This is a genomic window from Limnospira indica PCC 8005 (assembly GCF_000973065.1).
Classification (GTDB): Bacteria; Cyanobacteriota; Cyanobacteriia; order Cyanobacteriales; family Microcoleaceae; genus Limnospira; species Limnospira fusiformis.
In genome coordinates this window covers 2,492,950-2,514,537 of sequence record NZ_FO818640.1, presented here as the reverse complement: position 1 = coordinate 2,514,537, position 21,588 = coordinate 2,492,950, and the positions used below count along the sequence as shown (strand labels likewise).

The 21,588-nt window shown below is 46.0% G+C and carries 13 protein-coding genes and 8 pseudogenes; 9 read left to right on the top strand and 12 right to left on the bottom strand.

The window, feature by feature from the left end; translation table 11 throughout:
• Positions 1-6: 6 nt before the first annotated feature.
• The 3 genes and pseudogenes from XZ46_RS11045 to XZ46_RS38270 form a co-directional block, all read right to left on the bottom strand.
• Positions 7-909: pseudogene (locus XZ46_RS11045) on the bottom strand (IS4-like element ISAtsp3 family transposase); the annotation flags it as partial.
• An 18-nt stretch (positions 910-927) separates the two neighbouring features.
• Positions 928-1,804 (bottom strand): IS630 family transposase gene (locus tag XZ46_RS11040; RefSeq protein ID WP_249432978.1). Its coding sequence is split into 2 segments (ribosomal slippage): positions 928-990 and positions 992-1,804, totalling 876 coding nucleotides; the frame shifts between segments, so codons are not numbered across the junction.
• 63 nt (positions 1,805-1,867) lie between these two features.
• Positions 1,868-1,972: pseudogene (locus XZ46_RS38270) on the bottom strand (HNH endonuclease); the annotation flags it as partial.
• Positions 1,973-2,846: 874 nt separating this feature from the next.
• Between XZ46_RS38270 and XZ46_RS11035 the strand changes: the two are divergent.
• Both XZ46_RS11035 and XZ46_RS32370 read left to right on the top strand, forming a co-directional pair.
• Positions 2,847-3,723 (top strand): IS630-like element ISAtsp1 family transposase gene (locus XZ46_RS11035; protein WP_249432977.1). Its coding sequence is split into 2 segments (ribosomal slippage): positions 2,847-3,659 and positions 3,661-3,723, totalling 876 coding nucleotides; the frame shifts between segments, so codons are not numbered across the junction.
• A gap of 84 nt (positions 3,724-3,807) precedes the next feature.
• A protein-coding gene (locus tag XZ46_RS32370; protein WP_108614679.1) for an IS630-like element ISAtsp1 family transposase occupies positions 3,808-4,684 on the top strand; the annotation gives its coding sequence in 2 pieces (ribosomal slippage) (positions 3,808-4,137 and positions 4,139-4,684; 876 coding nt in all).
• Positions 4,685-4,720: 36 nt separating this feature from the next.
• Here XZ46_RS32370 and XZ46_RS11020 read toward each other — a convergent pair.
• From XZ46_RS11020 to XZ46_RS11005, 4 genes are all read right to left on the bottom strand, one after another.
• The gene (locus XZ46_RS11020; protein WP_006625958.1) at positions 4,721-4,933 is read right to left on the bottom strand and encodes a TLTLP motif-containing protein; all 213 of its coding nucleotides are present in this window, start codon (positions 4,931-4,933) and stop codon (positions 4,721-4,723) included.
• 132 nt (positions 4,934-5,065) lie between these two features.
• Complete coding sequence (locus tag XZ46_RS11015) at positions 5,066-5,629, bottom strand: hypothetical protein (RefSeq protein WP_006625959.1); 564 nt, start codon at positions 5,627-5,629, stop codon at positions 5,066-5,068.
• Positions 5,630-5,637: 8 nt separating this feature from the next.
• On the bottom strand, positions 5,638-5,871 hold the full coding sequence (locus XZ46_RS11010; protein WP_014276933.1) for a hypothetical protein: 234 nt from the start codon (positions 5,869-5,871) through the stop codon (positions 5,638-5,640).
• On the bottom strand, positions 5,850-8,912 hold the full coding sequence (locus XZ46_RS11005) for a GAF domain-containing protein (RefSeq protein ID WP_006625960.1): 3,063 nt from the start codon (positions 8,910-8,912) through the stop codon (positions 5,850-5,852). The genes XZ46_RS11010 and XZ46_RS11005 overlap by 22 nt, the downstream gene beginning before the upstream one ends.
• Positions 8,913-9,165: 253 nt before the next feature.
• Here XZ46_RS11005 and XZ46_RS32365 point away from each other — a divergent pair.
• The 6 genes and pseudogenes from XZ46_RS32365 (at position 9,166) to XZ46_RS10965 (ending at position 15,224) form a co-directional block, all read left to right on the top strand.
• Positions 9,166-10,039 (top strand): annotated as a pseudogene (locus XZ46_RS32365) (IS630 family transposase).
• A 362-nt stretch (positions 10,040-10,401) separates the two neighbouring features.
• Positions 10,402-11,082 carry a Crp/Fnr family transcriptional regulator gene (locus XZ46_RS10990; RefSeq protein ID WP_008050490.1) on the top strand — a complete coding sequence of 227 codons (681 nt, stop codon included), beginning with the start codon at positions 10,402-10,404 and terminating at the stop codon, positions 11,080-11,082.
• 80 nt (positions 11,083-11,162) lie between these two features.
• Positions 11,163-12,986 (top strand): M61 family metallopeptidase, encoded by a 1,824-nt coding sequence (locus XZ46_RS10985; RefSeq protein ID WP_006625965.1) that lies wholly within the window; start codon positions 11,163-11,165, stop codon positions 12,984-12,986.
• Positions 12,987-13,023: 37 nt separating this feature from the next.
• Positions 13,024-13,901 (top strand): annotated as a pseudogene (locus tag XZ46_RS32360) (IS630 family transposase).
• A gap of 21 nt (positions 13,902-13,922) precedes the next feature.
• Positions 13,923-14,261, top strand: a pseudogene (locus XZ46_RS10970) (transposase); the annotation flags it as partial.
• A gap of 87 nt (positions 14,262-14,348) precedes the next feature.
• Positions 14,349-15,224, top strand: coding sequence for an IS630-like element ISAtsp1 family transposase (locus tag XZ46_RS10965; protein WP_008050487.1), 876 nt, complete (start codon positions 14,349-14,351; stop codon positions 15,222-15,224).
• A gap of 119 nt (positions 15,225-15,343) precedes the next feature.
• Here XZ46_RS10965 and XZ46_RS10960 read toward each other — a convergent pair whose 3' ends face one another.
• The 5 genes and pseudogenes from XZ46_RS10960 to XZ46_RS10945 all read right to left on the bottom strand — a co-directional run bounded on the left by XZ46_RS10960 (position 15,344) and on the right by XZ46_RS10945 (position 19,424).
• Positions 15,344-15,646, bottom strand: coding sequence for a type II toxin-antitoxin system RelE/ParE family toxin (locus XZ46_RS10960; protein WP_006617129.1), 303 nt, complete (start codon positions 15,644-15,646; stop codon positions 15,344-15,346).
• Positions 15,631-15,888, bottom strand: a complete 258-nt coding sequence (locus tag XZ46_RS10955) for a hypothetical protein (protein WP_006625968.1) — start codon at positions 15,886-15,888, stop codon at positions 15,631-15,633. The genes XZ46_RS10960 and XZ46_RS10955 overlap by 16 nt, the downstream gene beginning before the upstream one ends.
• A 288-nt stretch (positions 15,889-16,176) precedes the next feature.
• Positions 16,177-17,388: pseudogene (locus XZ46_RS10950) on the bottom strand (group II intron reverse transcriptase); the annotation flags it as partial.
• 1,581 nt (positions 17,389-18,969) lie between these two features.
• A pseudogene (locus XZ46_RS36530) lies at positions 18,970-19,211 on the bottom strand (HNH endonuclease).
• A gap of 21 nt (positions 19,212-19,232) precedes the next feature.
• Complete coding sequence (locus XZ46_RS10945) at positions 19,233-19,424, bottom strand: reverse transcriptase N-terminal domain-containing protein (RefSeq protein WP_014276936.1); 192 nt, start codon at positions 19,422-19,424, stop codon at positions 19,233-19,235.
• Positions 19,425-19,455: 31 nt separating this feature from the next.
• On the opposite strand from XZ46_RS10945, the pseudogene XZ46_RS29125 reads away from it, so the two are divergent.
• Positions 19,456-19,848 (top strand): annotated as a pseudogene (locus tag XZ46_RS29125) (IS1-like element ISArma2 family transposase); the annotation flags it as partial.
• Between the last annotated feature and the right edge of the window lie 1,740 nt (positions 19,849-21,588).

The window sequence follows — 21,588 nt, the reverse complement described above, 5'->3', positions numbered from 1 at the left end:
GAATCACTAAGTACAGGACAAAAGTTGTAGAGCCTGGTGAAACCGCCCTGAAAACAAAGGCAGATTAGAGAAAGTGCGGCGTAGAAAATCGAAGCCAGTGCGGAAAAGACTCTGGGAGCGTCGTCCGTGAGCCTTCAAAGGAATGGGTGAACCTTGGTGAATCCACAAACCCACCTTCATAGCCCAAGTAAAAGCCAGGCTAAGCAAAGCCAATAAACGGCTCAAGCGCTCAGGGTCCTTAAAGTGAGTCGATTCGAGACAGAAGCCCCGAGTCTTCAAGGCTCCGAAGAGGTTTTCAATACCCCAACGCCGAGCATAGTCGGGGAGGGCCGTTTCGGGGCAAGCGTTAGTGATGAGAATCAACAACTCCCCCGAATCAGCCAGACGAGAGCCAATGACGTAAACCTGCCGTCCCCAAACCCAACGGCGACCCGAAAGCTGGCGAAATTCTCCGGGTCGCAGAGAATCAAACATTCGTTCGCCGCTACGCCGAGTTCCTCCTAACTTAGGACTAATCAGCTCGCTGTGGCGGATGCGTAGGCGGAAAGGAACCTCGGGGTCGATGAGAAGATACGAGAGCCAATCTCGCCCCACAAATTCCCGGTCAGCGGTCAGACAAGCCACCTCCACGTCAGGAAATAGTGCCTCGAAGCGGTCGAATAAGTCCATGCGTTCGCCACTGTTGCTATTGCCCTTTTTGTCAAGCATCGTCCACAGCAGGGGAAAGGCAATCCCCTCGTGGACGACTGCCAACATCAAGATGTTGAAATGGGTTTGACCGAAAGACCAACAGGTGCGGTCGAGACTAAGAGTCCAAGGTTGGGGAATGTCAATGAGGCTAACGACGAAACGGGCAATCTCTGCCCGGTCAAATTTGAATTGCCGAAAAAAACGTTGTAATCGCTTGTATAGGATTAGTCAAGGTGGTTAGGACGCAGCTTTGAGAACGGAATCCATGGCATCATGGAGAGAATCAAACTGCTCACGTGCAGTGGCGAATACGGGCTTTCAGCCACGACCAACATTTCTCTATCTTGTTGAGGTCTGGCGAATAAGGCGGAAGATAGAGTAAACGGCATTGAGCTGCCTCCACCAGTTCAGCAATCCGTCCCCCTTTATGAAACGTTGCATTGTCCAATACTAGAGTCTGACCTGGCTTCAATGTTGGAATTAAGATGAACTCCAACCACAACTCAAACACTGTCCGATTACAACAACCCTCAAAGCTAAAGGGAGCTAAGAGTTGTTGATGACACCATGCGGCTATCATACTTACCCTGCCCTGCCTCTTCCCTGATTTGAGTGCATGGAAGCGTTTTCCTTCCTCGCAGTAACCATAAGGGTAATCCGAGTCCTGACTATTCATGCCGGCTTCATCGAGGTAGACCACTTCTTCCGGCTCCATCTGTTCAATCTGAGCCATAAACTCCTCTCGCTGTTGCTTCCAACGTTCTTGGTAGCCGTAAGTTTTTTTTCTGGTGAAGCCAATTTTCTTCAAGGCTCTGGATATGGTGCGAGGAGAGATGTCGTCATCCCAAAGTTCAGCCATTTGAGCGGAGGTTTTGTGGCCATGCTCTTGGGCAAAAGCCTTGAATTTCTGCCAGTCGGTAATTTTGTGGTTATTGCCAGGTCGGTGATGAGGTTTAGGGAGGAAGTCTCCGGTCTGTGCTTTTCTTTGCAGCCAGAGATTAATGGTGTTCCTGCTGACATGGAAAACTTGACTGGCTTTTGTTTTGGGCATACCGTCTAGTTCAATGGCATCAATAACTTTTTGCCTGAGGTCGTAACTATAGGGGGCTGGCATTTTTGGTCTTCTTAGTCATCTCGTCCTCTCCATTATACGTCCTAAGTGTTCTGTCTTGTGCTATACAATGTGGTCTACTTCAATTATGTCTGATGGGGTAAAGTATTGCCCACACCAGGCGCACCTACCTTTTTGCTTTTTGAGTAGTTTGGCTACATTATTTGGCGTGGTGCGAGACGTTTAGGAGTCAAATAAGGCTGTAATGTCTGAAATAACCTCCTAGTGGGACTTTCACCCCTTGGTGAAATATAAGGGACTCATACCCTGACCATCCCATAACTGTTTATATGTCCCAACGTCTAGTATAGAAATATACGTGCGAAACGTTTAGGAGTGAAATAGGGCTGCGATGCCCGAAATAACCTGCTAATGCGACTTTCACCCCTTGGTGGAATATAAGGAATTCATATTCCTGACCATCCCATAACTGTTTATATGTCCCGACGCTTGGAGAAATCTAAGCAAGGCAGGGGACTCAAGGTCATAAACAAACTGAGAAATCAGGACGTTGAGAGTAACGGCGATAGCCACCCCCAGTTTCAGGATTCACAACCCGTCAGATTGAAGCGGGGAACGGAAGGTTCCGAGGTGTAACCCAACACCAGAAACGAGACCACTGCCAACCATCCATGATTAGGGAAACCGAATGTCCGGCTTGAACCATCGTCAATATAAAGTAGCGAAATAGGTTGACACGCTGCGTTCAAAAGAACAAGGGGAAAAGTGGGGGTTTGTATATAATACCCAGAAGCAACGAAAGTTGTGCACAGACCTTTAATGTACCCCGGTGGATAGGACAAATCTAAAGATGGAATGCCCGTATAAACGGAACGTTTAAACCCCTTTTAGGCTCTCGACAAGTACATCTTGTTGAGTAGTGAAAGTGTAATCGTATGCCTTTAAGGGGAAGGGATGTGACTGAAAGCCAAAGCCTAATTGTAATGGTTAGGATATGCCCACTAGTCACGGTGTAGATATATAGAACAAGACAGAAAACTTAGGACGTATAATGGAGAGGACGAGATGACTAAGAAGACCAAAAATGCCAGCCCCCTATAGTTACGACCTCAGACAAAAAGTTATTGATGCCATTGAACTAGACGGTATGCCCAAAACAGAAGCCAGTCAAGTTTTCCATGTCAGCCGGAACACCATTAATCTCTGGCTGCAAAGAAAAGCACAGACCGGAGACTTCCTCCCTAAACCTCATCACCGACCTGGCAATAACCACAAAATTACCGACTGGCAAAAATTCAAGGCTTTTGCCCAAGAGCATGGCGACAAAACAGCAGCTCAAATGGCTGAACTTTGGGATGACGACATCTCTCCTCGCACCATATCCAGAGCCTTGAAGAAAATTGGCTTCACCAGAAAAAAAACTTACGGCTACCAAGAACGTGATGAGCAACAGCAAGAGGAGTTTATGGCTCAGATTGAACAGATGGAGCCGGAAGAAGTGGTCTACCTCGATGAAGCCGGCATGAATAGTCAGGACTCGGATTACCCTTATGGTTACTGCGAGGAAGGAAAACGCTTCCATGCACTCAAATCAGGGAAGAGGCAGGGCAGGGTAAGTATGATAGCCGCATGGTGTCATCAACAACTCTTAGCTCCCTTTAGCTTTGAGGGTTGTTGTAATCGGACAGTGTTTGAGTTGTGGTTGGAGTTCATCTTAATTCCAACATTGAAGCCAGGTCAGACTCTAGTATTGGACAATGCAACGTTTCATAAAGGGGGACGGATTGCTGAACTGGTGGAGGCAGCTCAATGCCGTTTACTCTATCTTCCGCCTTATTCGCCAGACCTCAACAAGATAGAGAAATGTTGGTCGTGGCTGAAAGCCCGTATTCGCCACTGCACGTGAGCAGTTTGATTCTCTCCATGATGCCATGGATTCCGTTCTCAAAGCTGCGTCCTAACCACCTTGACTAATGCTTATATAGCACAAGACAGAACACTTAGGACGTATAATGGAGAGGACGAGATGACTAAGAAGACCAAAAATGCCAGCCCCCTATAGTTACGACCTCAGACAAAAAGTTATTGATGCCATTGAACTAGACGGTATGCCCAAAACAGAAGCCAGTCAAGTTTTCCATGTCAGCAGGAACACCATTAATCTCTGGCTGCAAAGAAAAGCACAGACCGGAGACTTCCTCCCTAAACCTCATCACCGACCTGGCAATAACCACAAAATTACCGACTGGCAAAAATTCAAGGCTTTTGCCCAAGAGCATGGCGACAAAACAGCAGCTCAAATGGCTGAACTTTGGGATGACGACATCTCTCCTCGCACCATATCCAGAGCCTTGAAGAAAATTGGCTTCACCAGAAAAAAAAACTTACGGCTACCAAGAACGTGATGAGCAACAGCGAGAGGAGTTTATGGCTCAGATTGAACAGATGGAGCCGGAAGAAGTGGTCTACCTCGATGAAGCCGGCATGAATAGTCAGGACTCGGATTACCCTTATGGTTACTGCGAGGAAGGAAAACGCTTCCATGCACTCAAATCAGGGAAGAGGCAGGGCAGGGTAAGTATGATAGCCGCATGGTGTCATCAACAACTCTTAGCTCCCTTTAGCTTTGAGGGTTGTTGTAATCGGACAGTGTTTGAGTTGTGGTTGGAGTTCATCTTAATTCCAACATTGAAGCCAGGTCAGACTCTAGTATTGGACAATGCAACGTTTCATAAAGGGGGACGGATTGCTGAACTGGTGGAGGCAGCTCAATGCCGTTTACTCTATCTACCACCTTATTCGCCAGACCTCAACAAGATAGAGAAATGTTGGTCGTGGCTGAAAGCCCGTATTCGCCACTGCATTGAGCAGTTTGATTCTCTCCATGATGCCATGGATTCCGTTCTCAAAGCTGCGTCCTAACCACCTTGACTAATGCTATATATCCTAATGCCCAAATCATAGCCCTTCGGGAGCCGGTTTGACTGATGGGGTTGTACTAATCTGCCCAGGCTGTGGCGATGGTCGCGTTTGTAACTGACTCGGGGAGTAGCGAGCGATCGCTATTAACGGAAAAATGAGGGTGAATAATGCAATAACAGCACCCACCAGATCCGAAAATCCGTAGGTAGGACTTCCTGATAAACTGGCAGGTTGACCGTCTGATTCCATATAAACTGATCACACTAAAAAAACAGGTCAGACTTGGTTTACTAAGATACGCAACCTACATTTTACCATAAAAACATCGAAAAATCAACCCTCTCCCGGAGAATTTATCCATCATCTCCAAGGGTCAGGGAGCTAGTTTTTTGGCAAATCATTATATTGAGTTTGAGCCACATCCAACAATGTTAAGATCTGCTGCCATAGAGGGTCATGGGGATTAACACTAGTACTGCACTCAGTTTTGAGCTGATTTCGCAATTGGTTAAACCGACCATTAACATCGATCTTGTCGGAACCTTCCCCAGTTTCATCTGTAGGAGAAGTGGCAATAGGTTCGCTATTTTCCAAGGCTTCCTGAATATCTTGGGATGTTTCCGCCAACATCAAAGCACGATGGGCAATATTTTCAGGAAGTGATGGGCGATCTGATAAAGCAATGCGAGACAATTCCAACAGAAACTCTCGCACCTGGCCCACCCACTCAAGATCTGCTTCTTGCCATTGCCAATTAGTAGACTGGTAGAGACCCGCTTGATTTTTGATAGCGATCGCCTGTTGCGCCAGAGGTAGTGCAGAAGTCGAAACAGTACCAGGTAATTTAGGGATATCAGCTAAAGCGGCGCGAGCAACTTCAATCAACAGGTCATTCACCTGTTCTATCCATTGTCGGTCAGAATACGGTCCGTTTAACTCAGTCATTATCTAATCTAAACTTGGTTCAGGCTGAAATCTAAGATCCGGGGTTGACGACCAATTTCCTCACTACCCATCAATAGCCAACCCGCCATCTCCGAGATGGGGAGGCGCAAACCTCTCCGTTGACACACCCCCAAGCCTTGATGAGGCTTAGGGATTTTCTGATTAGTTGTGAGACCCAAAGCCCCAACAGAGAAACGGTGAGGGAAAACAGCCCCCTGCACTATTTTTCTGTGAGCTTCCAAACACCATCCCAGGTTTCACTGGGGGGCTTGGTGGTCTCATATAGTATACACCGATCGACATGAAGTTTTGCTGCTTTATTTTGAGCATCGATCGCCAAAACCGCCAAAAATTCGTGTTTAGCATTTCTAAAGGATTCCTTAGCCTTCGATGCAAATTTTTTGCGACACAGATCGATCAGTTTACGCACAGCACTAACAGCCAGGTGCGCCCCTTCATCAGCTAACATCTGCTTAGTTTCATCATTAGCAGTAAACTGCTGAAGTTTAGCGACCAGCATTTTTTTAGTTTCGCGGGGAGTTAAACCACTAAGAATTTCCTCCATCCGGTCAGCCATTTCTTCCGGTGGCGTAGCTGGTAACTGGGCCAGAGATAATCGTCGGACAGTATTTGAGCCAAGAATCTCCTCCAACTGGAGAAGGGACATCTCTTCCAACATTTGTGTTATAAGTTCACGTTCATTGTAGGAGAGTTGTTTAAGTTGGGACTGAGAAAAATCTTCCAGTTGTGCCAAAAGTGGAACGATATCGGTATCAGTGAGTTTTTCCATGGCGGGTTTCAGGTAAAATTCCCGACCCCGATGGTAGTGGTCGATAATTTGTTGTTGTTCATCAGGAATGGGCCTAGCCTGTTTTCCTTCCCGAATACCAACCAACTCATAAATCCTAACGGGCTGACTTTTACCCTTAACCGTAATCAAATCAAGTTCGCGAACAATCAGGCGATCGGCATTAGGGAGATAAGTATTTTCACTAATTACAATATCAGTTCCATATTGCTTGGTGGTACCCTCCAAGCGAGAAGCCAAGTTAACGCCATCTCCAATAGATGTCAACTCCATCCGCTTGCTAGAGCCAATATTACCACTGATTACCTCATCAGAATGCAAACCCATACCAATTTTAATAGGCATCAGTCCTTTAGACACACGCAGATCATTAAACTCTATCAAACGGTAACGCATTTCCACCGCCGCCTGCACTGCCATCCACTGATGATTTGGTAGAGGCGCAGGAGAACCAAATACAGCCATCAAAGCATCCCCAATATACTTATCTAGGGTTCCCTGATGATTCAAGACTGTATCGACCATCTCCTCAAAATATTCGTTAAGCATACTAACTACTTCCTCAGCCTGCAACTTTTCGGTGAGGGTGGTGTAGTCACGGATATCACTAAATAAAACCGTAACATCCTTACGGGTTCCCCCTAGTTTAATCTCACCACTAGCTAACAGAGATTCCGCCACAGCAGGGGTCATGTACCGATAGATCAAGTTCTTAACTTCTTTTTCCCCGCTAATATCCTCCATGACCACCAAAGCCCCGCTGACTTTTTTAGGATCATTAATGTCAGACATGGAATTGATGGACAGGTTAATACTTTGGGGAATTTCCGAAGCCCCTGATAACAGGGTTTGATCGGGATAATATTGTTGGCGGTCTTTAGCATCTTTAGGTTTCAAAGCCAAATCGAACCACCGGGCGAAATCACCATCTTTCAGGTGGATTAACTCTCGTACCGATACGCCTTGAGTTACCTGGGATTCAGTGAGTCCCAGTAATTCCATAGCACATTCATTGGTAGCAATGATCCGACCCTCCTTGTCGGAAGAAATCACTCCATTAGTCAGACTGCGGAGAATGTCTTTCTGTCTTTGCTCTTGTTCTTTGACCTTTTGGAAGAGTTTGGCATTCTGAAGAGCAATCCCAGCTTGGATATTAAAAGCCCGCATAAATTCGAGATCATTTTTATTAAAGCTGGCTTTCCATTGCTCAGGAGGCTCTGGCCAACTAGCCGGGTCGTAAGGGGCGTACTCCCCCTGTTTTTTCTTGTTAATCAGTTGGGTAACACCGATTAGTTGCTTGTCAGCATTATAAACGGGCATACACAAGAGGCTACAGGTACGATACCCGGTTTTTTGGTCGGTTTTCTTCGATTGTTCAGAGCGATGGTCTGTGTATACATCGAAGGGGATCAGTAAAGGCTCACCACTTTCGGCAACAGTTCCCGCAAATCCTGCATTTCGGGGAATCCTGATTTCGGTCAGATTGCCATTAATGGGAATTTTGGTCCACAGTTCGTCTCGGTCTTCATCTAGTAGCCACAGAGTGCTGCGATCGGCATTCATTAACTCTTTAGCCTGATCCATCACATTGGTGAGGGTTTCTTGGAGGTCGAGACTGCTTTTGCTGAGGGCATTAACGGCATTCATCAGCGCGGAAGCCGCTCGCTGTCTCTGGGTGGCTGAATAGAAGGATTTAGACGATTGCAGGATCAGCCGAATGGACGGGGCGAACTCATGGAACACCTGTTCATCTTCCCCTGTAAAGCCGATAGTATCGACTTTTTCCTGGAGGGGGGATGATGGATTAATATCGGGTTTGAGTTTGTTTAATAGTTGTACTACCGCTACTAAATCGTCATTCTCATTCAGGAGAGGCATGGCGATCATAGTGTAGGTACGATAGCCATTTTTTTCATCAAATTTTTTGGCGGCCGCCGAGCGCGGATCATCATAGAAATCGTAGGGAATATTAACGATTTTCTTATGGGTGGCTGCTTCCCCGGCAATGCCAGCACTAGCCGGAATCCTTAATTCTAAGGGTTCTCCGTCTTCTCCTTTAGCAACTATAGACCAGAGTTCGTGCTTTTCTTCGTCCATCAGCCAGATCGTGGTGCGATCGGCGTTGAGAAGTTCTCCTGTTTTAAAGGTAATCGAGGATAACATTTCGTTAAGAATTGCCTCGAATCCCTGGGCATCCAGGAGATTGTCGAGCATCGACAGGGTTTCGTTAACGGTTTTTAGTTTATTTTCAACATCTTTAACAACTTCAACAAAGGTTTCTTTTTTTAGGGGGGCTAAAAAATTAGAGAAATTCCCACTGGTGCGGGCTAACCCAGAAGATGATGGGTTATTACCATGGGGGGCTTTACCCCCTGCTGAGTTGCCCGCCGGACGACGGGAAGATGTGAAAATGTTTCCGTCTCCATCGATGACATCGACATCAACGGTAGCAGATACAGCAGGATTTTGAGGCATCGAATTGTTTGAAGATGCGGATTTCATAAACCTTTACCAACAGGTTGGATCTTTGCTCATATTCAGGGGCAATCGGTTTCAGATAGTTGAAATTAGGATGAGACCTTTCCCAAGCATGGACATATACAACTGTTTATCAGTTTATGGCCATTGTAGCCGATTGCTCAATTTGCCAAGGATTTTGCTGATAATTATAGCACAAGACAGAGAAGTTAGGACGTATAATGGCAAGGATATCTACAGAAGACCCAAAATGCCAGCCCCCTACAGTTACGACCTTAGACAAAAAGTTATTAATGCAATTGAACTAGACGGTATACCCAAAACCGAAGCCAGTCAAGTTTTCCATGTCAGCAGGAACACCATCAATCTCTGGCTGCAAAGAAAAGAACACACCGGCGACTTCCTCCCTAAACTTAATCGCCCACCTGGTCATAGCCACCAAATTACCGACTGGCACAAATTCAAGGCTTTTGCCTAAGAGCATGGCCACAAAACCTCCGCTCAAATGGCTCAACTTTGGGATGACGACATCTATCCTCGCACCATATCCAGAGCCTTGAAGAAAATTGGCTTCACCAGAAAAAAAAACTTACGGCTACCAAGAACGTGATGAGCAACAGCGAGAGGAGTTTATGGCTCAGATTGAACAGATGGAGCCGGAAGGGTTGGTTTACCTCGATGAAGCTGGCATCAATAGTCAAGACTCGGATTATCCTTATGGTTACTGCGAGGAAGGACAACGCTTCCATGCCCTCAAATCCGGGAAGAGGCAGGGCATGAGCATGATTGCGGCATGGTGTCATCAACAACTCTTAGCCCCCTTTAGCTTTGAGGGTTGTTGTAATCGGACAGTGTTTGAGTTGTGGTTGGAGTTCATCTTAATTCCAACATTGAAGCCAGGTCAGACTCTAGTATTGGACAATGCAACGTTTCATAAAGGGGGGCGGATTGCTGAACTGGTGGAGGCAGCTCAATGCCGTTTACTCTATCTTCCGCCTTATTCGCCAGACCTCAACAAGATAGAGAAATGTTGGTCGTGGTTGAAAGCCCGCATTCGCCATTGTATTGAGCAGTTTGATTCTCTCCATGATGCCATGGATTCTGTTCTCAAGACTGCGTCCTAACCGTATTGACTAGTGCTATATATAAGTGTTGCACTGGATTGCCACTTCTATCTGTGTTTGTTGGCACTAACTGTCATTGCTGATTACAAGGCTGATTACAAGTTAGTGGGCTTTATAGGGAACTTCCCTTGGTATAATTAGATTTAGATTTGCCTTCCTTTAATGCTACTGGAAGTCTCTCGCGCTTACCGACGGGGTTGGTGGGGGAGTACAACATAGCCTGAGAAGCACCGATGCCCAGGTTGTGGGCCTGAGCCTTAACGGTGGGTAACTTCAAATCTCTAGTGATCGAAATCTCGAAGCCCCTTGCAGTTTGTGAGGTGGTGTGTCAACATAAAACTTCTGACTTAGCGCGAGTTCTCATGCAGACTGAGGCTTTTAGTGAGCTTTTTCCTCTTTTTAAAGGGGCAAACCCAGAAACTCTGGAATGGTTGTTGTCGGTGGCTGTGAAGCACGAGTATCCAGCTAATCGCGCGATCGTGATGGAGGATGCTTGGGGAAATGCAGTTTATTTCATCGTTTCCGGGTGGGTCAAGGTACGGCGACTGTCGGGCGATAATGTAGTCACCCTGGCTATTTTGGGGCGAGGTGATTTTTTTGGCGAAATGGCGATTCTCGATGAGTCTCCCCGATCCAATGATGTGATTGCTTTGTCCTCTGTACGATTGATTAGTGTCTCGGCTCAACGATTTATTCAAACGCTGTTTAAAGACCCACAACTCCATCATCGAATGTTGCAACTGATGGTGCGACGTTTGCGCCAAACTAACCAGCGTTATCAGATCCGACACCGCCCTCCGGCGGTTAAGCTGGCTAATACTTTGGTGGAGTTGGCGGAAAATTATGGCCAGTTGACAGAAAAAGGGGCTGATATTTTTAACATTCCTGAACAAGATTTGGCTCATGTTACTGATATCAGTCTGGAAGAGACTAGCAAAATTATGGAAAAACTCAATAGCAAGGGTTGGATTAATATTGATACGGAACGTCAGGTGATCCATTTGATTAACCTCAAGCACCTTAATCAATTGGCTAATCAGTAGGCTAGTCCTCTGGTAGCTGGCTCCTTTGCTCTTGGGGCTTGAGCTAAAACAGCCCTAATTTGTCGCTATTTTTCTGTTTAATGACTCAAGCTATTAGAACCCCCTCCCTAGAGGGCGCTGACTCGACGGTAGCCACCCATTACCTGGTTTCTATGTCTCAACCGGGGTCTCATTTGTTTGAGGTGCGGTTCCAAATCTCTCGACACTATGGCGCGGGTCCGGTGGTGGACTCCGGGGTGATTGATTTGAAAATGCCGGTGTGGACTCCGGGTTCTTATATGGTGCGGGAGTATGCAAGACATTTGCAGGATTTTCAGGTATGCGATCGCCATGATCAATCTCTGTCTTGGTCTAAGGTCAGTAAAAATACATGGCGGGTACAAGCAGGAGAGTCAGACTCGCTCATAGTCCACTACCGTATCTATGCCAATGAGTTGACGGTAAGAACTAACCATTTGGATAGCACCCACGGCTATTTTAATGGGGCGGCTCTGTTCTTTTATGTTCCTGGATGGGAAAATTTGCCGATCCAAGTGGCGATCGCACCTCCAAAGGGTTGGTGGGTTACTACCAGTTTACCGTCCGTTTCAGGGGTCGAAAATACCTTTGAGGCGACGGATTTTGATACCTTGGTTGATAGTCCTTTTGAGATTGGCACCCATCAGGTTTATGATTTTGAAGCGGCTGGAAAACCTCATCAATTGGCAATTTGGGGCCAAGGAAATGGTGATGTCGATCGCTTAATTACAGATTGTCGGAAAATTATTCACGAGGTTAGCAATCTATTTTCGGGTCTTCCCTATGACCGCTATGTGTTTCTATTGCATTTGTCCAGTCAGGGTTATGGAGGACTGGAACATAAAAATTCCTGCTCTCTTAATTATCCTCGGTTAGGATTGCGAGACCGGGATAAGTATAACCGCTTTATGCAGTTGGTAGCTCATGAGTTTTTTCACCTCTGGAATGTTAAGCGCTTACGCCCGAAAGAGTTGGAAGTGTTTAACTATGAATCCGAATGTTATACGACTTCTTTGTGGTTTTGTGAGGGAGCAACTAGCTATTATGATGGCTGGATGATTTACCGATCTGGTATTGTTGAGGTTAAGGATTTTTTGAATGGTTTATCTAAGGATATTTCCCGATTCTTGACGACTCCTGGGCGGTTCGTTCAACCCCTGGGTGAGTCGAGTTGGGATGCTTGGATTAAGTTGTATCGCCGGGATGCTTATAGTGACAACAATCAAATGTCCTACTATTTAAAAGGGGAATTGGTGTCATTTATGCTGGAACTGTTGATCCGTAACCGTCATGGAAATCGGCGATCGCTTGATGATGTGATGGTGCTAATGTGGGAAAAATTCGGGAAATCGGAAAAGGGCTATACGGCGACGGAGTTACAGTCGGCGATCGCTTCGGTGGCAGAAATGGATTTAGACGATTTCTTTAATCGCTATCTTCATGGTACTGAAGAACTGCCTTTAAATGATTATTTACAACCCTTTGGGTTAGTAATTAAACCTCAAAATAATGATATTGTTCCTGATTTGGGTTGGCGACTGGCGGCGGAAAATGGAAAGACAATAGTTAAATTTGTGGAAGCAGGAAGTCCAGCACAATTAGCGGGAATTGATGCTGAGGATGAATTATTAGCTATCAATGGTTTTCGGGTGAGCGTTGAAAACATTAGCGATCGCTTGCTAGACTTTAAACCAGGAGATGAAGTCCATATAAGTTTCTTCCATCAAGACGAATTGCGAACCTCTGAAGCTATACTGCGATCGCCCCGTCCTAGTGCTTATAAAATTACCTCTGTTGAAGAACCCACCCCGGAACAGCAGCGCAATTTTGAGGGATGGTTAGGCTGCCCCTATCACCAATTGTATAGCACAAGACAGAACATTTAGGACGTATAATGGCAAGGATATCTACAGAAGACCCAAAATGCCAGCCCCCTACAGTTACGACCTTAGACAAAAAGTTATTAATGCAATTGAACTAGACGGTATACCCAAAACCGAAGCCAGTCAAGTTTTCCATGTCAGCAGGAACACTATCAATCTCTGGCTGCAAAGAAAAGAACACACCGGCGACTTCCTCCCTAAACCTAATCGCCCACCTGGTCATAGCCACCAAATTACCGACTGGCAGAAATTCAAGGCTTTTGCCCAAGAGCATGGCCACAAAACCTCCGCTCAAATGGCTCAACTTTGGGATGACGACATCTCTCCTCGCACCATATCCAGAGCCTTGAAGAAAATTGGCTTCACCAGAAAAAAAAACTTACGGCTACCAAGAACGTTGGAAGCAACAGCGAGAGGAGTTTATGGCTCAGATTGAACAGATGGAGCCGGAAGAAGTGGTCTACCTCGATGAAGCCGCCATGAATAGTCAGGACTCGGATTACCCTTATGGTTACTGCGAGGAAGGAAAACGCTTCCATGCACTCAAATCAGGGAAGAGGCAGGGCAGGGTAAGTATGATAGCCGCATGGTGTCATCAACAACTCTTAGCTCCCTTTAGCTTTGAGGGTTGTTGTAATCGGACAGTGTTTGAGTTGTGGTTGGAGTTCATCTTAATTCCAACATTGAAGCCAGGTCAGACTCTAGTATTGGACAATGCAACGTTTCATAAAGGGGGACGGATTGCTGAACTGGTGGAGGCAGCTCAATGCCGTTTACTCTATCTTCCGCCTTATTCGCCAGACCTCAACAAGATAGAGAAATGTTGGTCGTGGCTGAAAGCCCGTATTCGCCACTGCACGTGAGCAGTTTGATTCTCTCCATGATGCCATGGATTCCGTTCTCAAAGCTGCGTCCTAACCACCTTGACTCATGCTATATATGGCCCCATGGTGTGATCAACAACTCTTAGCTCCCTTTACCTTTGAGGGTTGTTGTAATCGGACAGTGTTTGAGTTGTGGTTGGAGTTCATCTTAATTCCAACATTGAAGCCAGGTCAAACTCTAGTACTGGACAATGCAACGTTTCATAAAGGGGGGCGGATTGCTGAACTGGTGGAGGTGGCTCAATGCCGTTTACTCTATCTTCCGCCTTATTCGCCAGACCTCAACAAGATAGAGAAATGTTGGTCGTGGTTGAAAGCCCGCATTCGCCATTGTATTGAGCAGTTTGATTCTCTCCATGATGCCATGGATTCTGTTCTCAAGGCTGCGTCCTAACCGTATTGACTAGTGCTATATCTATAGCACAAGACAGAACACTTAGGACGTATAATGGAGAGGACGAGATGACTAAGAAGACCAAAAATGCCAGCCCCCTATAGTTACGACCTCAGACAAAAAGTTATTGATGCCATTGAACTAGACGGTATGCCCAAAACAGAAGCCAGTCAAGTTTTCCATGTCAGCCGGAACACCATTAATCTCTGGCTGCAAAGAAAAGCACAGACCGGAGACTTCCTCCCTAAACCTCATCACCGACCTGGCAATAACCACAAAATTACCGACTGGCAAAAATTCAAGGCTTTTGCCCAAGAGCATGGCGACAAAACAGCAGCTCAAATGGCTGAACTTTGGGATGACGACATCTCTCCTCGCACCATATCCAGAGCCTTGAAGAAAATTGGCTTCACCAGAAAAAAAACTTACGGCTACCAAGAACGTGATGAGCAACAGCGAGAGGAGTTTATGGCTCAGATTGAACAGATGGAGCCGGAAGAAGTGGTCTACCTCGATGAAGCCGGCATGAATAGTCAGGACTCGGATTACCCTTATGGTTACTGCGAGGAAGGAAAACGCTTCCATGCACTCAAATCAGGGAAGAGGCAGGGCAGGGTAAGTATGATAGCCGCATGGTGTCATCAACAACTCTTAGCTCCCTTTAGCTTTGAGGGTTGTTGTCATCGGACAGTGTTTGAGTTGTGGTTGGAGTTCATCTTAATTCCAACATTGAAGCCAGGTCAGACTCTAGTATTGGACAATGCAACGTTTCATAAAGGGGGGCGGATTGCTGAACTGGTGGAGGCAGCTCAATGCCGTTTACTCTATCTACCACCTTATTCGCCAGACCTCAACAAGATAGAGAAATGTTGGTCGTGGCTGAAAGCCCGTATTCGCCACTGCATTGAGCAGTTTGATTCTCTCCATGATGCCATGGATTCCGTTCTCAAAGCTGCGTCCTAACCACCTTGACTAATCCTATAAATGGTCTGAGCAGAAATAAACCACAAAGACAGAAAAGACAGAACAGATAAAACTTCTGTGTACTCATGTCTCTGTGGTTTCTCCTCAGTATATAGGATCTAGTGAGTATTCAAATCCAGCTTTAACAATCGCTTACCGTGAACCACAGCCACAACCGTTACGACATCTCCCTGAATACGGTAGATAATCCGGTAAGTGTAAGCAAACTGTTCTCTAACGGTTTCGTCACCAAACTCCTGAACAATACCACCGGAGAGGGGACACTTGCTCAGATTTCTGGTAGCCTCAATGATTCTCTGTACCACCGCCGCCGCATAGGAAACTGAGTCTCGCGCAATATAAGCCGCGATCGCATCGATATCATCAATGGCTGTCGGTGACCAAACTACTTGATAACCCATTTACTTACTAAACCTTCCGCTTCCTCTTGTGTTAATCTTCGTTCACTATCTGCAATAGTAATACCCTGGCGGTACTTTTCTATAACATAAAGATGATATTGAATATCCTCAAGACTGCAATCCTCCGGTAAATTTTTCAGCAACAACTCAATTTCTTGTTTGACGGTATTCATAAATAAGGTTTCTTTTAATTTAGTTAGTCTCGGTCTATTATATAGTAAATGGAAAATACCTACTAACATTCGTCAATTTCCAGAGCAGCCATAATAATTTTGTCGGCTCAAAAAGATGTAATTTAGGGAGAGTATAGGATATTGATAGAGTGGCGTGGGGGATAGCCCACTGTTAATCGGCAGATACCGGAGGGTGCGATCGCACTTCCCCCGGAAATACTGTTAGTCCCAACTAGGTTAACTATTGGGTTATGCAAACTTCATGGGAGAACCGTAACCGAGTAGGGGTCGAGAGAGATGTCGCCATCTCCCCCTCCCATACAAAACCGTGCTTGCGAGTTTCCCAGCACACGGCTCCTAATTTGACTGCTCCATTGTTAAGGATACAGCATTGGCGTTATCTAGCGCCGTTTGATCATCATGACAGTGGCGGTGTAGTAGTTGAAGATTCTTGTATTCGTCCTTTCCGCCGTGGCTTCGAGGTACAATGTGGTCTACTTCAACTAAATCTGATGGGGTGAAGTATTGCCCGCACCAGGCGCATAGGCTTTTTGGCTTTTTGAGTAGTATGGCTACCCTTGTTGGCGTTTCAATTGCTTGTCCTTTTCTGGTTGCCCAGTAGGTCCAGTTTCCGTCATCAAGTGTGGCGTCGGGGCGTATTAGGGTATGTCGGACAATTGGATTCACATTATGATTCCATAATGTGAATCCATCCTTGGTTTTGAATACCCAAGTTTCATGGCTTTCTTTCCCGTTGCTTAGTTTGACCGTTCCGTGTCCGAAATAGTTTCTTAGATTTTCGTAACTTGCCATTCCGCATCTCGAATCTGTCCATGCCCGTAACATTTCAAAAACTATGTGGTCTAGTTTTCTGAAGGTCTCAGATGAGACTACCCCTGAGTAATAGTTAGACCATCCCCGAATCATCGGGTTTAGCTTACTAATCAAGGCTGATTGGGGTGCAGTTTTATGTTGTTTGATTACACCTTTTATCACTTCTGTATGGGCTTTAACTGCTTTGTTGCTGGGTTTAATGTGGGTTGGGTGTCCGATTAATCGGCTTGCTATCCCGCCTGTCTTCCCAGATATGTGTTTTCCAACTGGGTATTGCCTGATATTGAATCCGAGAAAATCAAACCCAGGCTCTTGGGTTTTGCCATCATACTCAATCCTATTGAGTGTATGACCAATTCGAGTCTTTTCAGGTTGGATTTCTAATCCCACTGGCTTTAACCATTCAGAAATGGCAATGGGGCACTGTTCAATGATTCCTAAGTCTTTGGATATGACCACGAAATCATCGGCAGATCGCATAAGGTTAACCTGAATAGCTGTTCCTTTGTTTGGATACATTTCTTTAATTAACCTTTCCATTCCCAACAGTGCGATGTTGGCGAGTATTGGACTTATTACCCCTCCTTGGGGTGTCCCTGCTTCTGTCTCCTCAAATACGCCGTTATCTAGTACACCCGCTTTTAACAATTGTTTCAGGTCTTTCTTCAGGCTACTTGGACAATGAATTTTGGTCAGTAGATAATCATGGTTTATTCGGTCAAAACATTTCGCTATGTGTTAGGGGTCGAGAATGGAGTCACCACCATCCCCTCCCATTCAGAACCATACGTGAAAGTTTCCCTTCATACGGCTCCTGGTGTGGATACCCTGTTTTGTCAAAGGAGCAGAATCAAGAGACCTGCTTTTTACTTCGATGTTCAGAGCTATATGCACCACGTAGTCTTTAAACTCGTCCTCGCCATTATACTCTTACTGACCGCAGTATCTATATCCCCACCGTGACCTGTGGGCATATCCCAACCATGACAATTGGGCTTTAGCTTCTGGTCACATCCTTCACCCTCTAAGCATGCGCTTACATTTTTCACTACTGCCTTGTGAATAGCATTACTCACTGGTTTATAGGCAGAGCATTAGAGGGGTTACAACGTTCCGATTATATGGGCATTCCATCGTTAGATTTGTCCTCTCCGCCGGGGTACTTTTAAAGGTCTGTGTAGGTAGTCGCACGAACCCCCTACTTTTCCCCTTGCCCTTTTGAGCGCAGCGTGTCAACCTATTTCGCTGCTAGTGTATTACGATGGTTCAAGTCGGACATTCGGTCTTCCTAATCATAGATGGTTGGCAGTGGTCGCGTCTTGGTAGTAGGTTCTACCTCACGCCTTCCGTTCCCCGCTTCAATCCTGGAGTTATGATTTCCAAAACTGGGGGTGGCTATCGCCGTTACTCTCTACTCCCTGATTTCTCAGTTCGTTTATGACCTTGAGTTCCCTGCCTTGCTTAGTTCCCTAAGCGTCGGGACATATAACCAGTTATGAGGATGGTCAGGAGAGGTCTCCTTATATCCAGATTCGGAGCTGGAATCCTCACCGGGTAGTTATTTCGGGCATTTCAGCCCTATTTCATACCCGAACGTCTCGCACCATGCGCTTACATTTTTCACTACTGCCTTGTGAATAGCATTACTCACTTGTTTATGGGCAGAGCATTAGAGGGGTTACAACGTTCCGATTATATGGGCATTCCATCGTTAGATTTGTCCTATCCACCGGGGTACTTCTAAAGGTCTGTGTGGGTAGAATGCAGAATCCCCCACTTTTCCCCTTGCCCTTTTGGGCGCAGCGTGTCAACCTATTTCGCTGCTCGTGCTTTACGATGGTTCAAGTCGGACATTCGGTCTTCCTAATCATAGATGGTTGGCAGTGGTCGCGTCTTGGTAGTAGGTTCTACCTCACGCCTTCCGTTCCCCGCTTCAATCCTGGAGTTATGATTTCCAAAACTGGGGGTGGCTATCGCCGTTACTCTCTACTCCCTGATTTCTCAGTTCGTTTATGACCTTGAGTTCCCTGCCTTGCTTAGTTACTTAAGCGTCGGGACATATAATCAGTTATGAGGATGGTCAGGAGAGGTCTCCTTATATCCAGATTCGGAGCTGGAATCCTCACCGGGTAGTTATTTCGGGCATTTCAGCCCTATTTCATACCCGAACGTCTCGCACCCGCATCTAGTATATAGTATTCCCCTTGGTTTATACTCAGGAAAATACGAGCTATTGCATCTTGGGCTGACCTGCCTGGTCTGAACCCGTAGCTTGTGCTTTCAAATCTTGATTCCCATTCAGGCTCAAGTGCCGACTTAACCAAGGCTTGCCTCGCTCTGTTTTGGATTGTGGGTATTCCCAGGGGGCATTTGTCATCCCTGCCAGGTTTTGGTATCCATACTCTCCTAAGTGCTTTGGCTTTGAGATTTCCTTGAATGTTCTCCGCTCAAGTCAGTCTTTGTTCTGGAGATATTACTATCATTCCATCGACACCGGCTGTCTTTTGGCCTTGACCCGCTTGGGGGGCGGGTTCATTAAGCTGACTGTTGGGAAGCATGGCTGACCGTGGAACCCGCCCCTACAGCCGCACTGCTAAGAGCCGGGCATAATATGATTTCACCAATAGACGTTGCCACCTTCTGGCCTTCGCGTCCTGTCCCGATTTAGCTGCTTGAAATATCCTCTTTTGGAGCTTAAAAACTTTCCGCTGAACCTTAGCCCATGGGATAGCTTTCCATACGTTATTCATAGTCTTGATTGGGTGTTGCATAATAGAAAATGATATTCTCAAATAAATCAAGATGGATTGTCCTTATTGCCAAAGCCATAAAGTAGTCAAAAATGGTCATCGTCATGGAAAACAGAGTTACCTGTGCCGTGAATGTGGTCGCCAATTTCGATAAAATCCCTGTCCTGGAGGTTACAGTTCTGATGTCAAAGAGCTTTGTGTGAAAATTTCCCTCAATGGCATGGGATTTCGAGCCATTGAGAGAGTCACTGGTATTTCTCACAACACAATACTTAACTGGGTTAGAGTTGCAGAAACCCACATTGATGAGGAAAACTATGAAATTCCTGAAATAGCTCAAATTGATGAGCTTCAGACTTTTGTGGGTTCAAAAAAAACCATCTGGGTCTGGACAGTTGTGAATACCAAACTGCCTGGAATTCTGAAGTTTGTCATAGGCGACCGGTTATGGTCGAAAGAGAAGTCACCTTCCCCAACTCCACTTCAAAACCGTGCTTGCGAGTTTCCCAGCACACGGCTCCTGATGTAGATACCCTAATTGTCAATAGGAACAGGGCTACTACCCCCCGCTTTGTGACCTCAACTTTGGGAGCTAAATACAACACGTAGTCTTTAAACTCGCTTTCGTCATCAAACTCTTACTTGTCGCGGTCTCTATATCCACACCGTGACTAGTGGGCATATCCTAACCATTACAGTTAGGCATTGGCTTTCAGTCACATCCTTTCCCCTTAAAGGTATACGCTTACACTTTCACTACTCCGCAGGTACATCCTGCCACTTGAGAGCCTAAAAGGGGTTTAAACGTTCCGTTTATACGGGCATTCCATCTTTAGACTTGTCCTCTCCACCGGGGTACTTTTAAAGGTCTGTGTAGGTATTGATAAGATTATCCTACTTTTCCCCTTGCCCATTTGGACGCAGCGTATCAACCTATTTCGCTACCAAACTATTACGATGGTTCAAGTCGGAACATTCAGATTTCCTTAGTCATGGATGGTTGGCAGTGGTCGGATTTTGGGAATAGGTTTTCCCTCACGCCTTCCGTTCCCCGCTTCAGTCTGACGGGTTGTGATTCCTAAAACTGGGGGTGGCTATCGCCGTTACTCTCAACTTCCTGCTATACTAGGTGGGTCGTGCGAGACGTTTAGGAGTGAAATAGGGCTGCAATGCCTGAAATAACTTCCTAGTCGGACTTTCACCCCTTGGTGAAATATAAGGGACTCGTACCCTGACCATCCCATAACTGTTTATATGTCCCAACGCTTGGAGAAATCTAAGCAAGGCAGGGAACTCAAGGTCAATCCCATTTTAAGAAATCGCAATATACCGTCCAAGTATACCTAGGAGGAGTATTAAACCCACTTGGGGCGATTATGGGATAGAGTAACGGCGATAGCCACCCCCAATTTGAGGATTCACACTCCTAGGGTTGAAGCGGGGAACGGAAGGCGTAATAGGGGAACCTACCTCTCACTCGACCACTGCCAACCATCCATGACTAAGGAAATCTGAATGTTCCGACTTGAACCATCGTCAATAGTAAGTAGCGAAATAGGTTGATACGCTGCACTCAAAAGAGTAAGGAGAAAAGTAGGAGTCTGAGCACGCTACCTACACAGACCTTTTTAAGTAACCCGGTGGATAGGACAAGTCTAAAGATGGAATGCCCGTATAAACGGAACGTTTAAACCCCTTTTAGGCTCTCAGTAGTGTTGTGTCTATTGAGTAGTCAAAAGTGTAAGCGTATACCTTTAAGGGGAAAGGATGTGACTGAAAGCTAATGCCTAACTGTAATGGTTAGGATATGCCCACTAGTCACGGTGTGGATATAGAGACTGCGGTAAGTAGGAGTCCTACGGCGAAAGCGAGTTTAAAGACTACGTATCTCATATAGCTCTGAAAGTTGAAGTCATAAAGCGGGGGGTTGTAGTCCCGTTCCTACTGACAATAGGGTATTCACATTAGGAGCCGTGTGATGTGAAAGTATCAAGCACGGTTTGGAATTGGAGTTGGCGAAGGTGACTTCCCTTTCGACCATAACACTACTTCCACCGTTCAAACGTTCTGTCTTGACCTTGGGTCTCCTGCCTTGCTTAGATTTCTCCAAGCGTCGGGACATATAAACAGTTATGAGATGGTCAGAGATGCGACTCCCTATATTCCACCAAGGGGTGGAAGTCCC